The organism is Cobetia sp. PDI-12MA, from assembly GCF_059507695.1.
Map to the genome: position 1 here is coordinate 3166706 of NZ_CM183351.1, position 17543 is coordinate 3184248.

Sequence of the window (17543 nt, forward strand, 5' to 3'; positions counted from 1 at the left end):
TGCCCCTTGCAGTCTGGCCCACGGAATCGGCGTACGTCAGCTCTCGAGCGCCTTGGCCAGGCGCGCGGCCAGCAGCTCACCGCGCCAGCCCTGCGGCAAGGGCAGCGGCTCGCCCTCGTGATCGGCAATCACCAGCGCTTCCATGTCACGGCGCTTGCCGAGAATCTCCGGCTTGAGCTGCTGTGCCTCGGCCACCGCATTGACCTCCCGCTTGAGGCGTTTCATGCAGTTCTTCCACTCCGGCGCCAACGGCGACGGCGGCACGCGCGGCAGCTGACTGTCATCGATCATCGCCACGTCCTTGAGCAGCGTCAGCACGGTGTCCCCGTGGCGCTTGATCTGCGGCGGATGCATGCCATCGACCTTGGCCAGTTCGAAGCGATTGGTCGGCAGTCGCTCACAGATACCGAACAACTGCGCATCGGCCAGCAGGCGCGAACGCGGCACGTCGCGCAGACGAATCTGCTCCTCGCGCCAGTCGCACAGCACCTGCCAGGCGGCCAGGCCACGCGGCGAGAGCTTCCACAGGCTGCGATGACGCTTCCAGTACTCCGGGTCCGGTGTGGCACCGCCGCTGCTGCCCGGGTCCCGGCAGTCCTCTTCAAGCCAGGCCATGCGGCCCAGCTCGAGCAACGCATCGCGCTGCTCGGACCACACCTGCGGCAGGAACAGCACGTCCAGCGCGGCGTAGTCGCACTGCGCCTGACTCAAGGGGCGCTTGAGCCAGTTGGAACGCGTCTCTTCCTTGGGCACGGTGACGCCCACCACACGCTCGACCAGACGCTGATAGCCCATCGAGGCTTCGCCGCCGGTCAGGCCTTCGGCGATCTGGGTATCGATCAGCGGCGTCGGCGCCACGCCCGCCCAGCGCAGGAAGACTTCCATGTCCTCGCCACAGGCGTGCAGCAGCTTGAGCGGACCCTCTGCCCCCAGCAGACGCTTGAGCGCCTCGCTGGCCGGCACCACGGTGGGGTCGATCAGGAAGATGCGCGGCGTCTTGCCGTCCGCACCGGGCAGCTCGCCGTCACGGGCGGCCATCAACTGCACCAGTGCCGGAATCGGGAAGAAGGTCGACTCGCGGATGAATTCGGTGTCCAACGCCAGCCAATCGGCGCCTTCCAGTTCTGCACAGGCAGCAGCCAGCGCCTCGGGGGTCTCGATCCAGACGGCCTCGAAATCGAGTTCTGACAGCAGTGCGGTGGCGGGTTGATCACTCATCAGCAAGGAAATCTCGTGGTGACAGGCTTGCCCGGGCAAGCGGTAATTGAAGGTGACGGGCACTCGCCAGACACCGGGCGGTAAACGACCGCGGGCGTGGTGGTTCCTGACCACCACGCCCGCAGACGTGCTGCTGTAGTTGCTTTGATACCGAAGCTGCCTTTTGCAGAAGCTGCCTCGACATCGATGCCGGTGCCGAGCATCGGCACCGGCATCGCATCAGATCTCGCCGAGGGTGAACGGCAGACGGCCGCTGAAGGCACGACTGAGCGTGCCGCCATCGACGTATTCAAGCTCGCCGCCCATCGGCACGCCATAGGCCAGACGCGTCAGCTTGAGCGGCTGCCCACCGTGTTGCACATCGCGAAGCTGCTCGGCGATGTAGTGTGCGGTGGCCTCGCCCTCGACCGTCGGGTTGGTGGCCAGCACCAGCTCCTCGATCTGGCTTTCGCGGACGCGGGTCTCCAGCGCATCCAGCCCGATATCCTCGGGCCCGATGCCATCCAGCGGCGACAGATGACCGTGCAGCACGAAGTAACGCCCCACATAGCCTCCCGCACCCTCGATGGCGAGCTGGTCGGCGGGCGATTCCACCACGCACAGCACGCGCTCATCACGCCGCGGACTCAGGCACAGCTGACAGACCTCTTCCTCTGTCAGCGTGCGGCAGCGCGCGCAATAGCCGACGCGCTCCAGCGCCTCACCCAGCACGCCGACCAGACGATCGGCGCCCATGCGATCACGCTCCAGCAGATGCAGCGCCATGCGCTGTGCCGTTCGCGGGCCAACGCCCGGCAGCACGCGCAAGGCATCCAGCAACTGATCTACCAGCGGCGAAAACCCCATCAGAACGGCATCTTGAAGCCGGCCGGAAGGTTCAAGCCAGCAGTCGCCTCTTCCATCTGCTTCTTGGAATTGACTTCGACCTTGCGCACCGCGTCATTGACGGCGGCCGCCAGCAGATCTTCCAGCAGTTCCTTGTCTTCTTCCATCAGGCTCGGATCGATCTCGACGCGCGCGACGTCATGACGACCGTTCATGGTGACCTTGACCATGCCCGCGCCGGATTCGCCCTGGACTTCCGCCTTGGCGGCTTCTTCCTGGACCTTCTGCATGCGCTCCTGCATTTCCTGCGCCTGCTTCATGATGTTACCCATACCGCCTTTTCCACCGAACATGGCTCACCTCATCAATAACGTGTTGAACATGACCTAACGATAAATGCCGTCTGCCCGACGTGCCATGTCGTGGCACCTCCGGCCTATGGTATGCGTGCCTTGTCGGCACACGCACCGCGAAGTCGGGGAAGCGTCAGCGATGCCCGGCACCGCCGACGCTCGATCAGAAGTTGTCCGGCTCGAAGGAGTTGACGCTTTCCTCGATCAGACGAGCACCCAGCTGTTGCTCCATGGACTGGATATGCGGGTCAGCACGCAAGGCTTCAACCGCGCGCGCGTGACGTTCGCCCAGCAGACGAATGCGACGACTGTGCGGCGTTTCCAGACCCTCCGGCAGCGGCGCGACGCTGATCTCCAGCGCACGCTCCACACCCTGGCCCGCCAGCGCCTTGCGAATGCGCTCCTGGTGGACTTCGGCCATCATCGCCGACTGGGCGGGGTCCAGCCTCAACTTGAGGTGGGTGCCGTCGTCGTGCTCGACCAGGCAATGAGCGCCGATATTGCGCGTGATGCCGCCCAGCCCCAGCGAGGGGAACAGCTCCAGCCATGCGGCGTGATTCAAGCGACCATCGGCACTAGGGGCGCTCGGGGCTGACGTGGGCGCAGCCACAGGTGCGGGTGCCGGCTCCGGCATCGGTTGCGCTGCCACGGCTGGCTCGTTTGCGACCGGCTCAGGCGCCGGCGATGCAGCGGGCTCGGGTTGTGCTGGCGCTGAGTACTCAGCGGGCTCTAGCGCTGCTGGTACAGGTTCAGCGGGCTCTAGTGCTGCTGGTACGGCTTCAGCGGGCTGCGGAGCCGATGACTCAGCAGCTTCTGGCTGTGCTGGCGCGCAACCGAAGGCGGCACTCAGGCGTGACATCGCCGAACTGGGCGCAGCGGGCGCCTGTGCGCGAGCTGCCGTCTGTTCTGGCGCTGGCGCCGACACCGGCGCGGCCGCTGGCTGAGGCGCGTCTTGCGCTACGTCGCGAAAGCCGGCATCCCGGGCGTCCTGCGGAACGTCCTCCGTCGCCCACGGGGGCGGCTCGTCGGCCATCGGCGGCTGTGCGTCGGTCGCTGGCGCGGCCACTGATGCGGCATGCTGGGGCGCGGGCGCCACCGGGGCCGCCGGCGCTTGCTGAGGCTGAGCCGGGGCTTCTTGAACAGGAGCCTGCTGAACCGGGGCTTCTTGAACAGGGGCCTGCTGAGCCGGAGCTTGCTGAACAGGAGCCTGTTGAACAGGCGCCGGGGCTTGAGCGCCAGGCGCGTTCGCCCCCTCCGCCTGGCCGGTCATCGGCAGCGGCGTCTGCGCCGGGCGCGGCACGCCCTGCGGGCGGAAGGCCAGCATGCGCAGCAGCGTCATTTCCAGCGCGGTGCGCGCATCCGGGGCGTTGGCCATGTCGCCACGCCCCTGCAGGGCGATCTGGTAATAGAGCTGCACGTCTTCACCGGTGAAACGGCTGGCCAGCGCCAGCAGCGCATCACGGTCGCCATGCCCGTTGTCCAGGGCGCTCGGCACCATCTGGGCGATCGCCAGGCGATGGAAGACAGAGGCCATGTCGTCCAGCACCCCGCCGTAGTCCGGCCCCTGCTCGGCCAGTGTCGCGACCTCCGCCAGCAGACTCGCGGCGTCCAGCGAGGCCAGACACTCCAGCAGCGCCAGCACATGGCGGTGATCCAGCGTGCCGAGCATGGCGGCGACATCTTCGCGCCGTACCTGACCATGGCCGAAGGCGATCGCCTGATCGGTCAGACTCATGGCGTCACGCATCGAGCCATCGGCGGCCTTGCCGAGCAGCCAAAGTGCGTCTTCCTCGAAGCTGACTTCCTCGCGAGCGAGAATGTCAGACAGGTGCTCGACCACGCGCACCGGTGGCATGTTCTTGAGCGTGAACTGCAGGCAGCGCGACAGGATGGTGACCGGCAATTTCTGCGGATCCGTGGTCGCGAGCAGGAACTTCACATGGGGCGGCGGCTCTTCCAGCGTCTTGAGCAGCGCATTGAAACTGTGGGTCGACAGCATGTGCACCTCATCGATGAGATACACCTTGTAGCGGCCCTGGGTCGGCGCGTACTGGACGTTGTCCAGAAGCTCACGCGTGTCCTCGACCTTGGTCCGCGAGGCGGCGTCGACTTCGATCAGGTCGACGAAGCGGCCATCATCGATCTCGCGACAGGTGCCACACACGCCACACGGCCTGGAGCTGACGCCCTCTTCGCAGTTCAGGCACTTGGCCAGAATGCGTGCCAGCGTCGTCTTGCCGACACCGCGGGTCCCGGTGAACAGATAGGCATGGTGCAGGCGCCCCTGATCGAGGGCATTGACCAGCGCACGGCTGACATGCTCCTGACCGATCAGTTCGTGAAAATTGCGCGGGCGCCACTTGCGCGCCAATACCTGATAGCTCATTGAGCGGGGCATTCCTTGGGCGATCTGAAACATGAGCTGAAATCTGCACGACCCGGCTGGGCGTTACCCCCGACGATCGACAGACGGAGACCGATGACGTGGCCTCGCTGAGAATGCGCTCATTCTAGCGACTTGCCGTGTGGCTTCAAAGCGCGATGCCACTTGCGCATCAGGATTGAGGGCACGACGCCGGATGACAGGCGTGGTGCGCCCCCGAATTACGGGTACGACGAAACGCCAAGCGGGGCTCGGGTCAGGCAGGAGATGACAGGTTCAGACAGCGAGGGTGTGGCGAAAGGCTTCAGGCAGCGTGAAGCGAAGGTCTTGCAAGGGGTTGCGATGGAGCGTTGCACAGCAGGCGGGATGATGCGGACATTTCACGAGCAGCCATTTTCAGGGCCCTGAAATGGAGGCGGCCCCATCAGCCACATCCCGGCACACGCGTCAGCCACTACCGTTGCTCCCTTCCGGGCCTGGCGGGGTTTGCAGCCTAGCATTGCGGGAGGACCGACAGGGCCACCACAAACATGATCATTTGGTAAACTACCGAGCCAATCGCTTGAACTTCAAGCACTTGGCGTGATCAAGGCGCACACTATAACAGCGCATCGCCGCCCTCACAAGGGGAGATCGCGCCGCGGGCTATAGCGTTGCCTCACGCGCATGGCGGTGACGGAAATGACGCGCCATCACGGGTAGCAACAGCATCAGGACGATCAGGCGCAGAAGGTGATGGAAGGCGACGAATATCGGGTCGAGATCGAGCGCCACCGCCAATAGCGCCATCTCGCCGATACCGCCAGGGGCCAGGGCGAGGAAGGCCACGTCACGTGGCACCCCCATCAGCTGATGGATCAATTCGGCAAAGCAGCCCAGCACCGACAGCGAAATCAGGGTCGCCACGCCCGACTGGCCCATCACCCCGACCAGCACCCGCGGCGCAAGACCCTTGAAGCGCGCCCCGATGGCGCAGCCCAGTACCAGCTGCATGACATCGGTGCCCCACACCGGTGGCGAGAAACGCACCACGTCGCCAAGCGACAGCACCAGCGCCAACAACAGCGGCGCCAGCAGCGAGGCATTCGGTATGCGCAGTCGCCTGGCCAGGGGTAGCAGAATCGGCAGCACCGCGATCAACCACAGGCCGCTTACCGCCACATCCCTGCCAATGCCGGGCGTGCCCGACGCACCTTCCAGCACCCAATAGAGCGGCGGCAGAATCATGATCACCAGCAGCACTCGCAAGGATTGCGCCACCGCGATGCGCTGCGGGTCGCCACCGATGCGCTCGCCGATCACCACCATCGCCGTCAGCGCACCGGGCACCGAGGAGAACCACGCGCTGGTGGCGTCAAAACCACAGCGGCGATACCAGGCGGCGCAGGCCAGCGTCGAGGCCCATACCCCCGCCAGCAGCAGCAACGCCGACAACCACCAGCTGGAGAGGTGCGAGACCAGCTCCGGTGAGACGCGCGCGCCCAGCGTCAGACCCAGTACGCCCAGAAACAGGTTGCGCAGGCGGTCCGGCACACCGAGCCTCAACCCGGCCATCGCGCCCAGCAGGTTGGCGACCAGCGGCCCCAGCATCCACGCCAGCGGCATGCCGGTGAGCTGGAACAGCCAACCACCCACCACGCCCAGCGACAGTGAGGTCAGCAGCGGCCTGAGCGGCGCGTCAGCCTTGAGCGAGACGGCAGCCCTGAGCGACGTGACAGCCGTGAGCGAGATAGCAGCCCTGAGCGACATGACAGCCGTGAGCCAATGGGCTGGCGAGAGACGAGAGGCGCGCACCTTGAGGCGCTGCAGCGGAATGAATGGCATGCTGGCTTCCTTGTCAGCGACACGAAACAGGCCACCAATGATACGCTGGCGCAAGCGCCATTGGCTGCCTGTTTGAGGCATTATTACGCCTTCAAGCGGCCACTGCAGGTCGCAGACCGGTCCTGAGCCTGACTCTCATCACTCTTGTCGCGTACCTCACGCGCATTTGCGGAGCCCGGATGACTTCTCCCGACTCACTCCCCTCAGCGGCTGACGGCTCAACGGCTGACGATTCAGCGGCTGACGCCTCAGCGCGTGGCCCAGCCACCGCACCGCCCCCGGCCCTGCTGCTGGTCGAGGACGACGCCCTGTTGTCCAGCACGCTATGCAGCGTCTTTTCCGCCGAGGGCCTTGCGGTCACCCACCTGGCCGATGGCGCTGCGGCACTTGCATGCCTGTCGACCCACCGCGATCACGGCTTCGCGCTGATCGTGCTCGACCTCAACCTGCCCGGCGCTTCCGGGCTCGAGATTCTCGCCGCGCTGCGCCAGCACGACCGCCAGACACCGATGCTGATTCTCACCGCGCGCGGCGCCATCGAAGATCGCGTGCGCGGGCTGGACCTGGGCGCCGATGACTATCTTGCCAAACCCTTCGTGCTCGATGAGCTGGAAGCCCGCGTGCGCGCCCTGCTGCGCCGCCATGTCACTCTTCAGGCCAGCCAGCAGGCCAGTCAGCAGCCAGCGCCCTCGCCGGGCATCGCCCCACGCCTGACCCTCGGCAGCCTGGCCTTCGAGCCACTCAATGCACGCTTTCTGATCGCCGATTCCCCACTGGCGCTGCCGCCCCGCGAACAGCGCCTGCTGGGTTGTCTGATCCAGCATGCCGGCGAGCCGGTGGACAAGGCGCGCCTGACCCGTGAGGCCTTCGGCGAGGAGGAAGCCGTGGGCGACAACGCCATCGAGGTATATGTGCATCGCCTGCGCAAGCGCCTGGAAGGCAGCGACGTCAATCTGCGCACCATCCGGGGCCTTGGCTATCTACTGGAACAGACCACGGACGGCAGCGCTTGAATTCCGCCCCCTCACCACGCCCGCAGACGGCGGCAAAACGCAGCATCAGCCTCTATCGGCGCCTGCTGAGCTGGCTGCTGCTGCCCCTGCTGGCGCTGGGCACGCTATTGCTGGTGCAGGCATTCCTGTCGGCGCGCGAGGCAGCGGACCGCGCCTATGACCGGCTGCTGGAGGCCGCGCTGGTCACCATTGCGGAGCAGGTCAAATGGCAGGACGGCCAGCTGTGGCTCGATCTGCCGCCCGCCGCCCTCGAGATGCTGGCAACCGACGCCCAGGAGCGCGTCTTCTACAGCCTGGTGGACGCCGATGGCGAGCAGGTCACCGGCAATACCCACCTGCCGGACGCCAATCGCGCCGCCGATGGTCGCCTGACCCCACAGGAATCGCTCGGACGCAGCGGAGAGCTGTCGTTTCGCGATATCGCCTGGCAGGGGCAGGCACTGCGGCTGGGCAGCCTCGACACCCGGCTGGGCGGCTGGGGCGATGACCCACGCCACGGCCAGCGCTACAGCATTCGCGTCGCCCATACCCGCGAGGGGCGAGACACCCTGACGCGTGAGCTGTTCAGTGGCTCGCTGGTGCGTCTGGCGGGCATGGCCACGCTGGCGCTGCTGGTGGTGCTGATCGGCGTACGGCTGGCGCTATCACCGCTGACCCGGCTGCGTCGCGCCATTCGCGAACGTGACTCTCGCAGCCTAGCGCCGCTCAACCTGCCCCTGCCGCGCGAGCTCGAAGAACTCAAGCACACCATCAATGACCTGCTGGCGCGCATGCGCCGCGTGCGCGCCAATCAGGAGCGCTTCATCGGTGATGCCTCCCACCAGCTGCGCACCCCGCTGGCGGGACTCTCCGCTCACGCCGAGCTGGCACTGCGTCAGCAGGACCCCAGCGCCTGGCATGCCGCGCTGGGCCAGATGCAGGCCACCGCCAGCCATACCGCACATCTGGCCAATCAACTGCTGTCGCTGACACGACTCAACAACCCGGAAGTGCAGCCGCCGCGCGTGCCGCTGGAGCTGTCAGCGCTGGCGCGCGCCACCGTCAGCCGCCTGTTCCTGCGCTGTGATCGCGCCGGGGTGGACCTCGGCCTCGAGATCGCCCCGGATATCGATGGCGCCGCCTGGACGCTGGGCGTCGAGTGGCAGCTCGAGGAAGCACTGGCCAACCTGATCGACAATGCCTGCAAGCACGGCGCGCGCACCGTCACACTCACCCTGAGCCGGATGGCGGCGCCGAGCGATGCTCTACCAGCGCAAGCGGACAGTGCCACACTGGCGGGCCGCTGGCGGCTGAGTGTCGAGGATGACGGCCCGGGCATCGATGCCGAACGGCGCCTGCTGGTGCTGCGCCCCTTCCACCGCAACACCCAGCCCGACAGTCATGTCCAGACGCCGGCGCAGCAGCACGATGAGCTCAAGCATCACGAGGGAGCCGGACTGGGGCTGGCGATCGTCGATGGCATCGCGCGACACCACGATGCGCGCCTGACGCTCAGCGACTCGACAGCACGCAGCGTGACGCAGGCTGCTGACTCTGCATCCCGCGCAAACGATGCAAACGAGCCAGGCGCGTCCTGCGGGCTATGCGTCAGTCTGCATCTGGCACCCTGTGCAGCGCCTGAGGTGAGAATGGATGGGGATGATGAATCAGCACAGGCCGGCAAGCCTGCCAGGACAGGAGGCACAGCATGCTAGTGAGACGACCGCCAACCGGACGACAGCTTTCTGACAATCACCGCTCGGGCAGACGGCGCGCTGGACGACTGACGGCCTGCCTCGCGCTGGCCATGCTTGTGAGCCCCGTCAGTCAGGCGGCGACCCGGGCGGCTTTCGATCCGCTGCTCGAAGAGCATCAATCGCTGTGGTTGCAGGGCGGCCAGCCACTCACGGCGCCCGCGCCTGACAGTGGCGCCAGCCTCGCGGCCGACCTGACGATCCACGCCGCGCTGGATCTGCCCGAGATTCGTCCGCTGCTGCTGCGTTACAGCCGCCAGCACCCTGAGCGAGTGCTGCACTACGTCAATCGCTCCGCCCTGGGGCTTGAAGCACAGTATCTGCAGGCACCGCTGACGCCGCAGGCCGACCTGATGATTTCCTCGGCGATGGGCTTGCAGTACCGACTCGCCAACCAGGGGCACGCCCTGGCACTCGACGCACCAAATCTGGCCGCCTGGCCGGCCAACTCACGCTGGCGCAATGAGCTGTATGCGATGAGCTTCGAGCCGATCGTGATGGTGGCGCGACGTGATGCGCTCAAGCGACTGGCGGACCTCGACGGCCTGCGCAACCCCCTCGATGTGCTGCGCAGCCATCGCGATTTCTGGCATCTCCTCGAGACACGCCGCGAGCAGCTACGCGGTCGCATCATCAGCTATGACCCGCGCCGCAGCGGCTCCGGTTTTACCTATGCCGTGTCCGATGCCCGTCAATCGCCGCGCTACTGGACGCTGGTACGCGCCATGGGTCAGGCCGATGCCAGACTGGTCAGCACCAGCGGCGCCATGCTCGAAGCACTGGCCAGCGGCGAGGTGGACATCGCCTACAACCTGGTCGGCCCCTATGCGGTGACCTTCGCCCGCGCCCACCCGGAGCTGGTGGTGATCGTGCCGGAAGACTACGTGCTGATTCAGCGCCGGCTGGCCTTCGTCCCCCAGCAGGCTCCTCACCCCGAGGCCGGTGAGGCCTTTCTCGACTGGTGGCTGAGTCTGGAGGGTCAGCAGGCGGTGGCCAGCGACAGCCAGCTGGGCGCACTGCACCCCGAGGTGAGTGGCGAGGGCAGCGCACAGCATATGCGCGAGCAACTGGGCGATGCGCTACGCCCGATCGAGATCGGCCCGGGCCTGTTGGCGACACTCGATCGCCTCAAGCAGGCCAGTTTCCTGAGCCGCTGGGTACTGGAATTCGAGGCCCCTGCTCCCTTTGCCAGTGAAGCGAGCCAGGGCAAGGGCCAGAATCAGAGTCACCCCCCGTCAGCCACGCCGCCAGAATTGAACCAATGATGCGTGTCGTCAGGGCTGGCTAGCCCCTCCCGTTCTGTAAACGGACTGGACACAGGACCGAGCCCATCACGCTCAAGGCGCCCCACGGGGCGCCTTGAGCGTGATGCCATGCGGCATTCAATGAGACAAGCGGGAAGGTTCAGCGTCAGCGATCGCCGGCATCTCCGCCGCCATCACTACCATCGGGGTCCGGTGCGGCCTCGCGCAGCCCGACATCCTCACGGCCAGCCAGGCCCTCAGTGGGCTTGCGACGCGCGATCAGTGCCCCCCCTTCCCGGTGCTCGCTGCTCTGATACTCGGTGCTTTCCGTCTCGCTGCTTTCCGGTGAGCCGCTGGCGGGGCGCAACGGCTCCGCCGAGGCGCTGCGCTGCTCGACGAGACGCTCGGTGCCATCGTCACGATGCAGCCAGACATCCATCTGCTGGAAGGCGACCTTGAGGCCATGCTCACGGAAGCGTGCATCCACCCAGCGGTTGATCTCATCGGTGGCGTAGAGGCGATCGGTCAGGTCATTGACATAGATGCGCAACTCGAAGCCGAAGTTGTCCTGGTTGTAGGACAGGCAGAATACCAGCGGCTCCGGATCCTTGAGCACTCGCCTGTTTTCCTGGGCGGCCTGCATCAGCAGCCGATGCGCCAGATCCAGATCACTGCCATGGGCGACACCGAAATTGAGCACCACCCGCGTGACGTTGTCCGACAGCGACCAGTTGATCAGCTGATCGGTGACGAACACCTTGTTGGGAATGATGATCTCCTTGCGATCGAAGTCCGTCACCGTGGTGGCACGGATCCGGATGCGATTGACCGTGCCATGCAGGTTGCCGATGGTGATGGTGTCGCCGATGCGCACCGGGCGCTCGAACAGGATGATCAGGCCCGAGATGAAGTTGGCGAAGATCTCCTGCAGACCGAAGCCCAGCCCGACACTCAATGCCGCCACCAGCCACTGCAGCTTGTCCCAGCTGACACCCATGCTGCCCAATGTCATCACGAAGCCGGTCGCCATGATCACGTAGGACAGCAGCGAAGTGATCGCGTAGCTCGAGCCCTGCTTGAGCTCGAGCCGCGACAGGATCGAGACCTCCAGCAAGCCCGGCAGGTTGCGCGCCATCATCACCGCCACGGCGAGGGTGATCATGCCCGCGATCAGATCCGCCAGCGAGATGGGCGTCGCCGAATCACCCTCGACGGAGGCGGCGATTTCCCACACCACCACGCTGTCGAGATAGCTGAGCACATTGAGCAGGTCGGCCCACACCACATAGAAGATCGCCAGGAAGCTGATGACCAGGATCAGCTTCGAGAGACGCAGTGACTGGGAGTTGACCTGCTCCATGTCCAGCGGCGGCTCTTCCACCACCTCGACACCGCCTTCGGCGCCCTCCTGAACCTGGGCGCGGCGACGCGCCACGGCGCGACGATAGGCCAGTCGCCGCGCGGCGACTGCCAGACCGCGCACCACGGTGGCTTCCACCAGAATCCAGGCCCCGAACAGGAAGATGGTGGTGATGAAGCGGCCACACAGGCGCAGCGCGGTGTACTCGTAACCGAGGCAGATCAGCACGCCCAGCGCCACCGGCACCAGCGCCATCGCAAGGCCCAGAATCAGCCGGAACAGCTTGAGCCCGAAGAAAGGCACATGCGCCAGAATAAGCCGCGAGAGACAGAAGCTCATCGCCATCAGGCCCACGAACAGAATGGCCAGCCCCAGCGGACGCTCGAGCAGATTGAGGTCAGCCTCGCTGATGATGTTGGTGGTCAGCACCACCGGCAGCAGCGCGAAACCCAGCCACCAGATATGGCGACGCAGCTCCGCCACGTAGGTGGCCGGCCACTGGAAGTGACGCTCGGCGACGCCGTCCTTGACCAGCAACCGGCGGAAGATGGCGAAGATGCCCCACGCCAGCGACAGCTTCAACAGTGCCTGCCCCAGCGCCCACAGCATGAGACCTTCACCCAGCGATAGCACACCGCCGATCAGCGCCAGCGCCAGCGCGCCAGGAATGGCCAGCAGGACGTTGAGCAGAATGGCGCGCGGCGTATGCAGCTGGGTGTCCTGCTTCAGACGCCCTATCTGGGCATGCAGATCCGCCAGGCGCGCGCGGATGCGTGAACGCTTCCAGGTGATGAAGATCAGCAGCAGCAAGCCCGGCAGCGCCACCCACAGGTCACTGAGCTGAAAGCCCTTGGACAGCCCCGCCACCACGCCGCGCCAGACGGTGGGCTTGAGCTCCTCGGCAAGCATTTCCGGGGTGCGTGACAGCCATTCCAGATCCAGCGGCTTGCCATTGGCGACCCAGAACAGCTGCTCCTCGATGGTCTGGCGCAGGCGTCCGGAGACTTCGAGCAACTGCTGCTGGTTGAGCTGCAGATCAATGGCGCGTGCCAGCAGGCTGTCGTATTCCTTGTCGAGCTTGTCGACCAGCTCCTTGCGCGCCTCCAGCTGACCGATCAACGCCTGACGCAGCTCGGCGCTGACCTGACTGACATCGGCATTGCCGCCGGGGCGCTCCAGCGCCGCGGCCTCGCCCAGCACGTGCGAATCGAGATAGCCCGGAATATCGGCGAGCTGTTCGCGCACCTTGTTGAGCTCGAACTGCTTGAGGCGCAGGTCGGCGATCTCTTCCTTCAAGTCCTTGCGCACATCGACCTGCGGCAGGCGGCTCTGCTGCTCGCGAAGGATACGTGCCAGCAGGACGCTGCCCTTGATGGCCTCGATCTGCTCGCTCATGGTGCGCTCGACCTGGGTGACGCGATCAAGCTGGGTGCGCACCTCCAGCCCATCGCGAATCACGGCGTTGACGCGATCGGTGATCGCCAGCAACTGGCTGCTGAGCTCGCGATTGCGGTTGAGCACCTGCTGGAAGATGGGATTGTCGGCCAGCGCGGCATTCGCGCCACTGGTGGCATCGGCGATGGTCTGCTCGGACTGGTTGCGGCGCTTGTCGTTGACCAGCGTCTGGATCTGTTCCAGGCCCTGCTCCAGATTGGCGATCTGGCGGCTGTAGAGGGTCTTGCGCACCTGGGCCAGCTCACGCAGCAGAGAGCTTGAATTGAGCTCTGAATGACTCAGCTCGCCACGCGTCTCGGCCAATGCCAGGCGGGCCTCGATCAGGTCACGCCCGGTACCGGACAGGTCGGCATCGGTGTTGCCACCCAGCTGGGTCTGCAGGCGCTGCACCTGCTGCTGCGCATCGGCCAGGGTCGAGCGCGAACGCTCCGGCAGGCTCTGGGCATTGATCAGGCGCCGGTTGGTATCGGCCAGCTTGTCCTGCAGTTTCTGCAGCGAGTCGAGGATCGAGGTCATGCGCTTGTCCAGCGCCTCGACCGACTCATCTTCCAGTGACGCGATGCTGGGCGGGGTGTAGTCCTGAGGCAGACGCGCCAGCTCGGCCTGCGCCTTCGCCAACTCCGCCGGCGCCTCCTTGACCTCACTCTTGAGGGAATTCAGGCTGCTGGTGGCCTCGGCGAGGTCGTCAAGCACCGTCAGGGTATCCTTGAGGTCCGCGATACGCTGACGAGTGTCGGCATCCGGTTTCTCGACGCTCTGCAGGTCTTCAAGCTGAGTCTGGACATCAGCACGCTTCGGGGCATCCGCACTGGCCGTGGCCGGCACCCAGGCCAGCAGCACCATCAGCAGCAAGGCGCCTGCCAACATCATCAGTCTCAAGGGCTTGTCACCTGTCACAGCTGTCTCCTCAATGATCACCACCGCGCTTTTTCATCGGCTCTGCTGCCCCGCCAGGCCGCCGTCAGCCATGCAGAATGACATCGTGTCAGGCCGCAGACGCGGGCAAGGGCCGCATTGTCGACTGGCGTTGCATCCCACGCAATCCTTGTCGGCAAACGTCCGCCGGCGTCGCCCAGCAAAGGATAAGGGGGAGAATGAACGAGAGAATGAACTAGACAGCGAAGTGAAGCATGAAGCAAAGAGTGACAGGACGAAAAAGCACTGCTTGCAGGCCAGCGTGAGCGACATGCATCGTCGCATCGAGACGACGCACCTGTCGGAATCTTCGTGCTGGAACCGGACACTGCGCCGCCAGTAGAATGGCAGACATGTCATGAGCATTGCTCCATAATGCCCTGCTCCCCCGCCGCGGTGTAACCGACAGGATACTTCCATGCCCCTCCGCCTTGCCTCCATCGGATTCCGGTCCGTTCCTGCACGCCTCTCGGGAGTGCTGGCCACAGTACTGCTGGGTGCTGCCGCACCAGCAGCGGCCGACGTGCCCTACACCATGGATGCCGAAGGACGCGTGGTACTGGCCAACGGCGAGCGTTTCGCTCCCGAAGCACTGGGCATGACTGCCGCCCAGGCCCGTGCGGGTGCCATGAGTCAGGCTGACTGGCGCGAACTGGCAGCTTCTGCGCCAGGCACGGCGGAGGACGTCGAGAGTGACCCGCGTACCGAGCAGGTATTTCTCTCCAACCGGGAGGATGCGGACTACGCTCGCGACTCGGCGGAGGCGGCTGAAACCGAGGGGGCGCAAGGCCATAGCCCTGGCGCGCCCCTCGATGAAAGCCTGGCCCAGCAGCGTGCCAAGGAGCGTGTCGTTCTCGAGGACGATGCCGAGAAGAATCCGCTTGCCATCACCGCCTACAAGCGCAACTACCTGCTGCCCTGGGCCTACAACACCAACCCGGATGCCAACGGCTTTGCCGAAGTCACCCGGGAAGGCGAGGTGGACAAGACCGAGGTGAAATACCAGCTCAGCCTCAAGGTCGAGCTGATGGATGACATCTTCGGTGACAATGGCGACCTGTTCTTCGCCTATACCCAGCGCAGCTGGTGGCAGGCCTACAACTCCGATGCCTCGGCGCCGTTCCGCGAGACCAATTACGAACCGGAAGCCTTCCTGCAGTTCGACAATCGTTATGAGTTGTTCGGCTGGACCAATACCCGCAACCGCATCGGTTTCGCGCATCAGTCCAACGGACGTTCCGACCCGCTGTCGCGCAGCTGGAACCGTGTCTACGCCGACATGATGTTCCAGAACGGTGACTGGGCCATCGCGGTCACGCCGCACTGGCGCGTACCGGAGGAGTCCGGCGAGGACGACAATCCGGACCTCTACAACTACATCGGCTATGGCGACATCACGGTCGGCTATACCTCCGATCAGCACGAAGTCACCTGGATGGTGCGTGGCAACCCCTCCAAGGGCAACTACGGCAACCAGCTCGACTACTCCTTCCCGCTGTTCGGCAAGGTGCGTGGCTACGTGCAGTACTACCACGGCTACGGTGAGAGCCTGATCGACTACGACCACAGCGTGAATCGCTTTGGCCTGGGCTTCTCGATCAATACCTTCTTCGCCGGCTCGCCAGAGACCTGATGCAAGAGTTCTGATGCAGGAGACCTGATCAAGGAACTCGCATACCCCTCCCGCAACGGGCAGCCCAGGCTGCCCGTCTTGCCATCTGCTCACCGTATGCACCGCCCATGTGGACTGCCCATGAGCGCCAGGTGGCACATCCATGATCCAGATCATGCCTCCCGCACGCGACATGGCGATATCGTGCTCTGTGCGTGTCTTGCCCTTGTGTTTGTCGCATTCGACCCCCACGACTTGTGCATGACCACGCAAGACACGTCATGACGACGTGCTGACGATACTTGCAGGAAGTCTCGTGCAAGTGGATTCAGGTCATGCCCTGCCGCCTGCGGCGCCCCAGGGAAGAGAGAGTTCGAGAGTCAAGCGCAGACAACACCGCGCTCACCATTCGCGAAATCTGATTCGACATACGGGAAGGAGTTACACCATGGCTATGCAAAAGATCGGCGATCACACCACTTCCGCGACCGGTGCCAACACCGACCAGCTGAAGGAAGATCTGCGCCATCTGTCCCAGACCGTCGAGGAACTGCTGCACGCCTCGGCCGAAGATTCCCGCGAGAGCATGAAGGAAGCCCGCGCCCGCGCCCAGACTCGCCTGGAAGCCACCCGCGCCCGCCTCAGCGCCCAGGGCGATCGTCTCGCCGCCGGCGCACGCGAATCCGTTGACTGCGCTGACCGCTACGTGCACGACAATCCGTGGACCAGTGTCGGTATCGGCGCGGTCGCCGGTGTCGTCGTCGGCATGCTGCTTGGCCGTCGCTGATGCAGGAGCAAGGGCCGGTTGAACGCGTACTTGGCGCCATCCGACGTCTGACTGCGAGCCTGGTCGAGAGTGGCGAGACGCGCTTGCGTCTCGCCGTGCTGGAGCTCGAGGAAGAACGCGAACGGCTGTTCGTGATGCTGCTGCTGTCGGGTATCGCCCTGATGCTGATCTGCTTCGGCATCGGCCTGGCGATCCTGCTGGTGGTCGTGGCCTTCTGGGATACCCATCGCCTGCTGGCCATTGCCCTGAGCGGCGGTATCCTGCTGGCCTTGGGGGGATTGATCGCCTGGCGCGTCAAGGTGATCGCTTCCCAGCGCAGCCTGCTGCGTTCCACGCTCAGCAACCTGAGCCGTGACAGCGACAGCCTCAAGGATGTGCGTGCCGACGCACTGGAACGCCAGCGCCAACGCGAAAACCTTTGATGCCCCGCCTGCCAGTGCCTGCCAAGGAGACGAGATGAGTTCTTCCAGACAGTCCCTCGCGCGACGCGAGCCGGCGCTGCCCCCCGTACAGGGGAGCGGACGCCGGTCAGCACATCCGCGTGACGCCCGGCGTGCGGAACTCGAAGCACGCATCAGTCAGCAGCGCCTCGATGTCAGCCATGCGATGCGCGAACTCAAGGAGGCCACCGCCCCCATCGACCGCGGCTGGGCCAAGGTCCAGCAATACCGCGGTCCGTTGGTGCTGGTGGGCGGCCTGATCGCGGCGCGGGGCGGGTTCCGGCCAAAGAAGGGCCTGAGCCTGCTCAAGCGCGGGTTGATGGGCTGGGTGATGATTCGCCGTCTGAGAGTACTGTTCGACAAATGATCACGGCATTACAG

The 17543-nt window shown here is 65.2% G+C and carries 13 protein-coding genes and 1 other RNA gene; 7 read left to right on the plus strand and 7 right to left on the minus strand.

Going from position 1 to position 17543, the window contains the following annotated elements; genetic code table 11:
- Positions 1-36: 36 nt before the first annotated feature.
- From rnd to AC5WNI_RS13530, 6 genes are all read right to left on the minus strand, one after another.
- Complete coding sequence (rnd, locus tag AC5WNI_RS13505) at positions 37-1218, minus strand: ribonuclease D (RefSeq protein WP_175088414.1); 1182 nt, start codon at positions 1216-1218, stop codon at positions 37-39.
- A gap of 219 nt (positions 1219-1437) precedes the next feature.
- A complete protein-coding gene (gene recR / locus AC5WNI_RS13510) occupies positions 1438-2064 on the minus strand; it encodes a recombination mediator RecR (protein ID WP_043333870.1) in 627 nt (208 codons plus the stop codon).
- Complete coding sequence (locus AC5WNI_RS13515; protein ID WP_175088413.1) at positions 2064-2396, minus strand: YbaB/EbfC family nucleoid-associated protein; 333 nt, start codon at positions 2394-2396, stop codon at positions 2064-2066. The genes recR and AC5WNI_RS13515 overlap by 1 nt, the downstream gene beginning before the upstream one ends.
- Positions 2397-2559: 163 nt before the next feature.
- Positions 2560-4782, minus strand: coding sequence for a DNA polymerase III subunit gamma/tau (gene dnaX, locus AC5WNI_RS13520; RefSeq protein ID WP_175088412.1), 2223 nt, complete (start codon positions 4780-4782; stop codon positions 2560-2562).
- A gap of 416 nt (positions 4783-5198) precedes the next feature.
- Positions 5199-5295: signal recognition particle sRNA small type (gene ffs, locus AC5WNI_RS13525), an RNA gene on the minus strand.
- 129 nt (positions 5296-5424) lie between these two features.
- Positions 5425-6603, minus strand: a complete 1179-nt coding sequence (locus tag AC5WNI_RS13530; protein WP_254626974.1) for an AbrB family transcriptional regulator — start codon at positions 6601-6603, stop codon at positions 5425-5427.
- 179 nt (positions 6604-6782) lie between these two features.
- On the opposite strand from AC5WNI_RS13530, the gene AC5WNI_RS13535 reads away from it, so the two are divergent.
- The 3 genes from AC5WNI_RS13535 (at position 6783) to AC5WNI_RS13545 (ending at position 10614) form a co-directional block, all read left to right on the plus strand.
- The gene (locus AC5WNI_RS13535; protein ID WP_175088411.1) at positions 6783-7616 is read left to right on the plus strand and encodes a response regulator transcription factor; all 834 of its coding nucleotides are present in this window, start codon (positions 6783-6785) and stop codon (positions 7614-7616) included.
- Positions 7613-9310, plus strand: a complete 1698-nt coding sequence (locus tag AC5WNI_RS13540; protein ID WP_487886209.1) for a sensor histidine kinase — start codon at positions 7613-7615, stop codon at positions 9308-9310. Before AC5WNI_RS13535 ends, AC5WNI_RS13540 begins: the two co-directional genes overlap by 4 nt.
- A 92-nt stretch (positions 9311-9402) precedes the next feature.
- Complete coding sequence (locus AC5WNI_RS13545; protein WP_175088410.1) at positions 9403-10614, plus strand: ABC transporter substrate-binding protein; 1212 nt, start codon at positions 9403-9405, stop codon at positions 10612-10614.
- 145 nt (positions 10615-10759) lie between these two features.
- Here AC5WNI_RS13545 and mscK read toward each other — a convergent pair whose 3' ends face one another.
- Positions 10760-14305: a mechanosensitive channel MscK gene (gene mscK, locus AC5WNI_RS13550; protein ID WP_282627747.1), complete on the minus strand. Its 3546-nt coding sequence runs from the start codon at positions 14303-14305 to the stop codon at positions 10760-10762.
- Between the two features lie 436 nt (positions 14306-14741).
- Between mscK and AC5WNI_RS13555 the strand changes: the two genes are divergently transcribed.
- The 4 genes from AC5WNI_RS13555 to AC5WNI_RS13570 all read left to right on the plus strand — a co-directional run bounded on the left by AC5WNI_RS13555 (position 14742) and on the right by AC5WNI_RS13570 (position 17529).
- Positions 14742-15956: a phospholipase A gene (locus AC5WNI_RS13555; RefSeq protein ID WP_254626973.1), complete on the plus strand. Its 1215-nt coding sequence runs from the start codon at positions 14742-14744 to the stop codon at positions 15954-15956.
- Positions 15957-16383: 427 nt separating this feature from the next.
- Positions 16384-16722 (plus strand): ElaB/YgaM/YqjD family protein, encoded by a 339-nt coding sequence (locus AC5WNI_RS13560; protein ID WP_495928549.1) that lies wholly within the window; start codon positions 16384-16386, stop codon positions 16720-16722.
- Positions 16722-17144, plus strand: coding sequence for a phage holin family protein (locus tag AC5WNI_RS13565; RefSeq protein ID WP_043333873.1), 423 nt, complete (start codon positions 16722-16724; stop codon positions 17142-17144). Before AC5WNI_RS13560 ends, AC5WNI_RS13565 begins: the two co-directional genes overlap by 1 nt.
- Before the next feature lie 34 nt (positions 17145-17178).
- Positions 17179-17529 carry a YqjK-like family protein gene (locus AC5WNI_RS13570; protein ID WP_175088409.1) on the plus strand — a complete coding sequence of 117 codons (351 nt, stop codon included), beginning with the start codon at positions 17179-17181 and terminating at the stop codon, positions 17527-17529.
- Positions 17530-17543 lie beyond the last annotated feature (14 nt).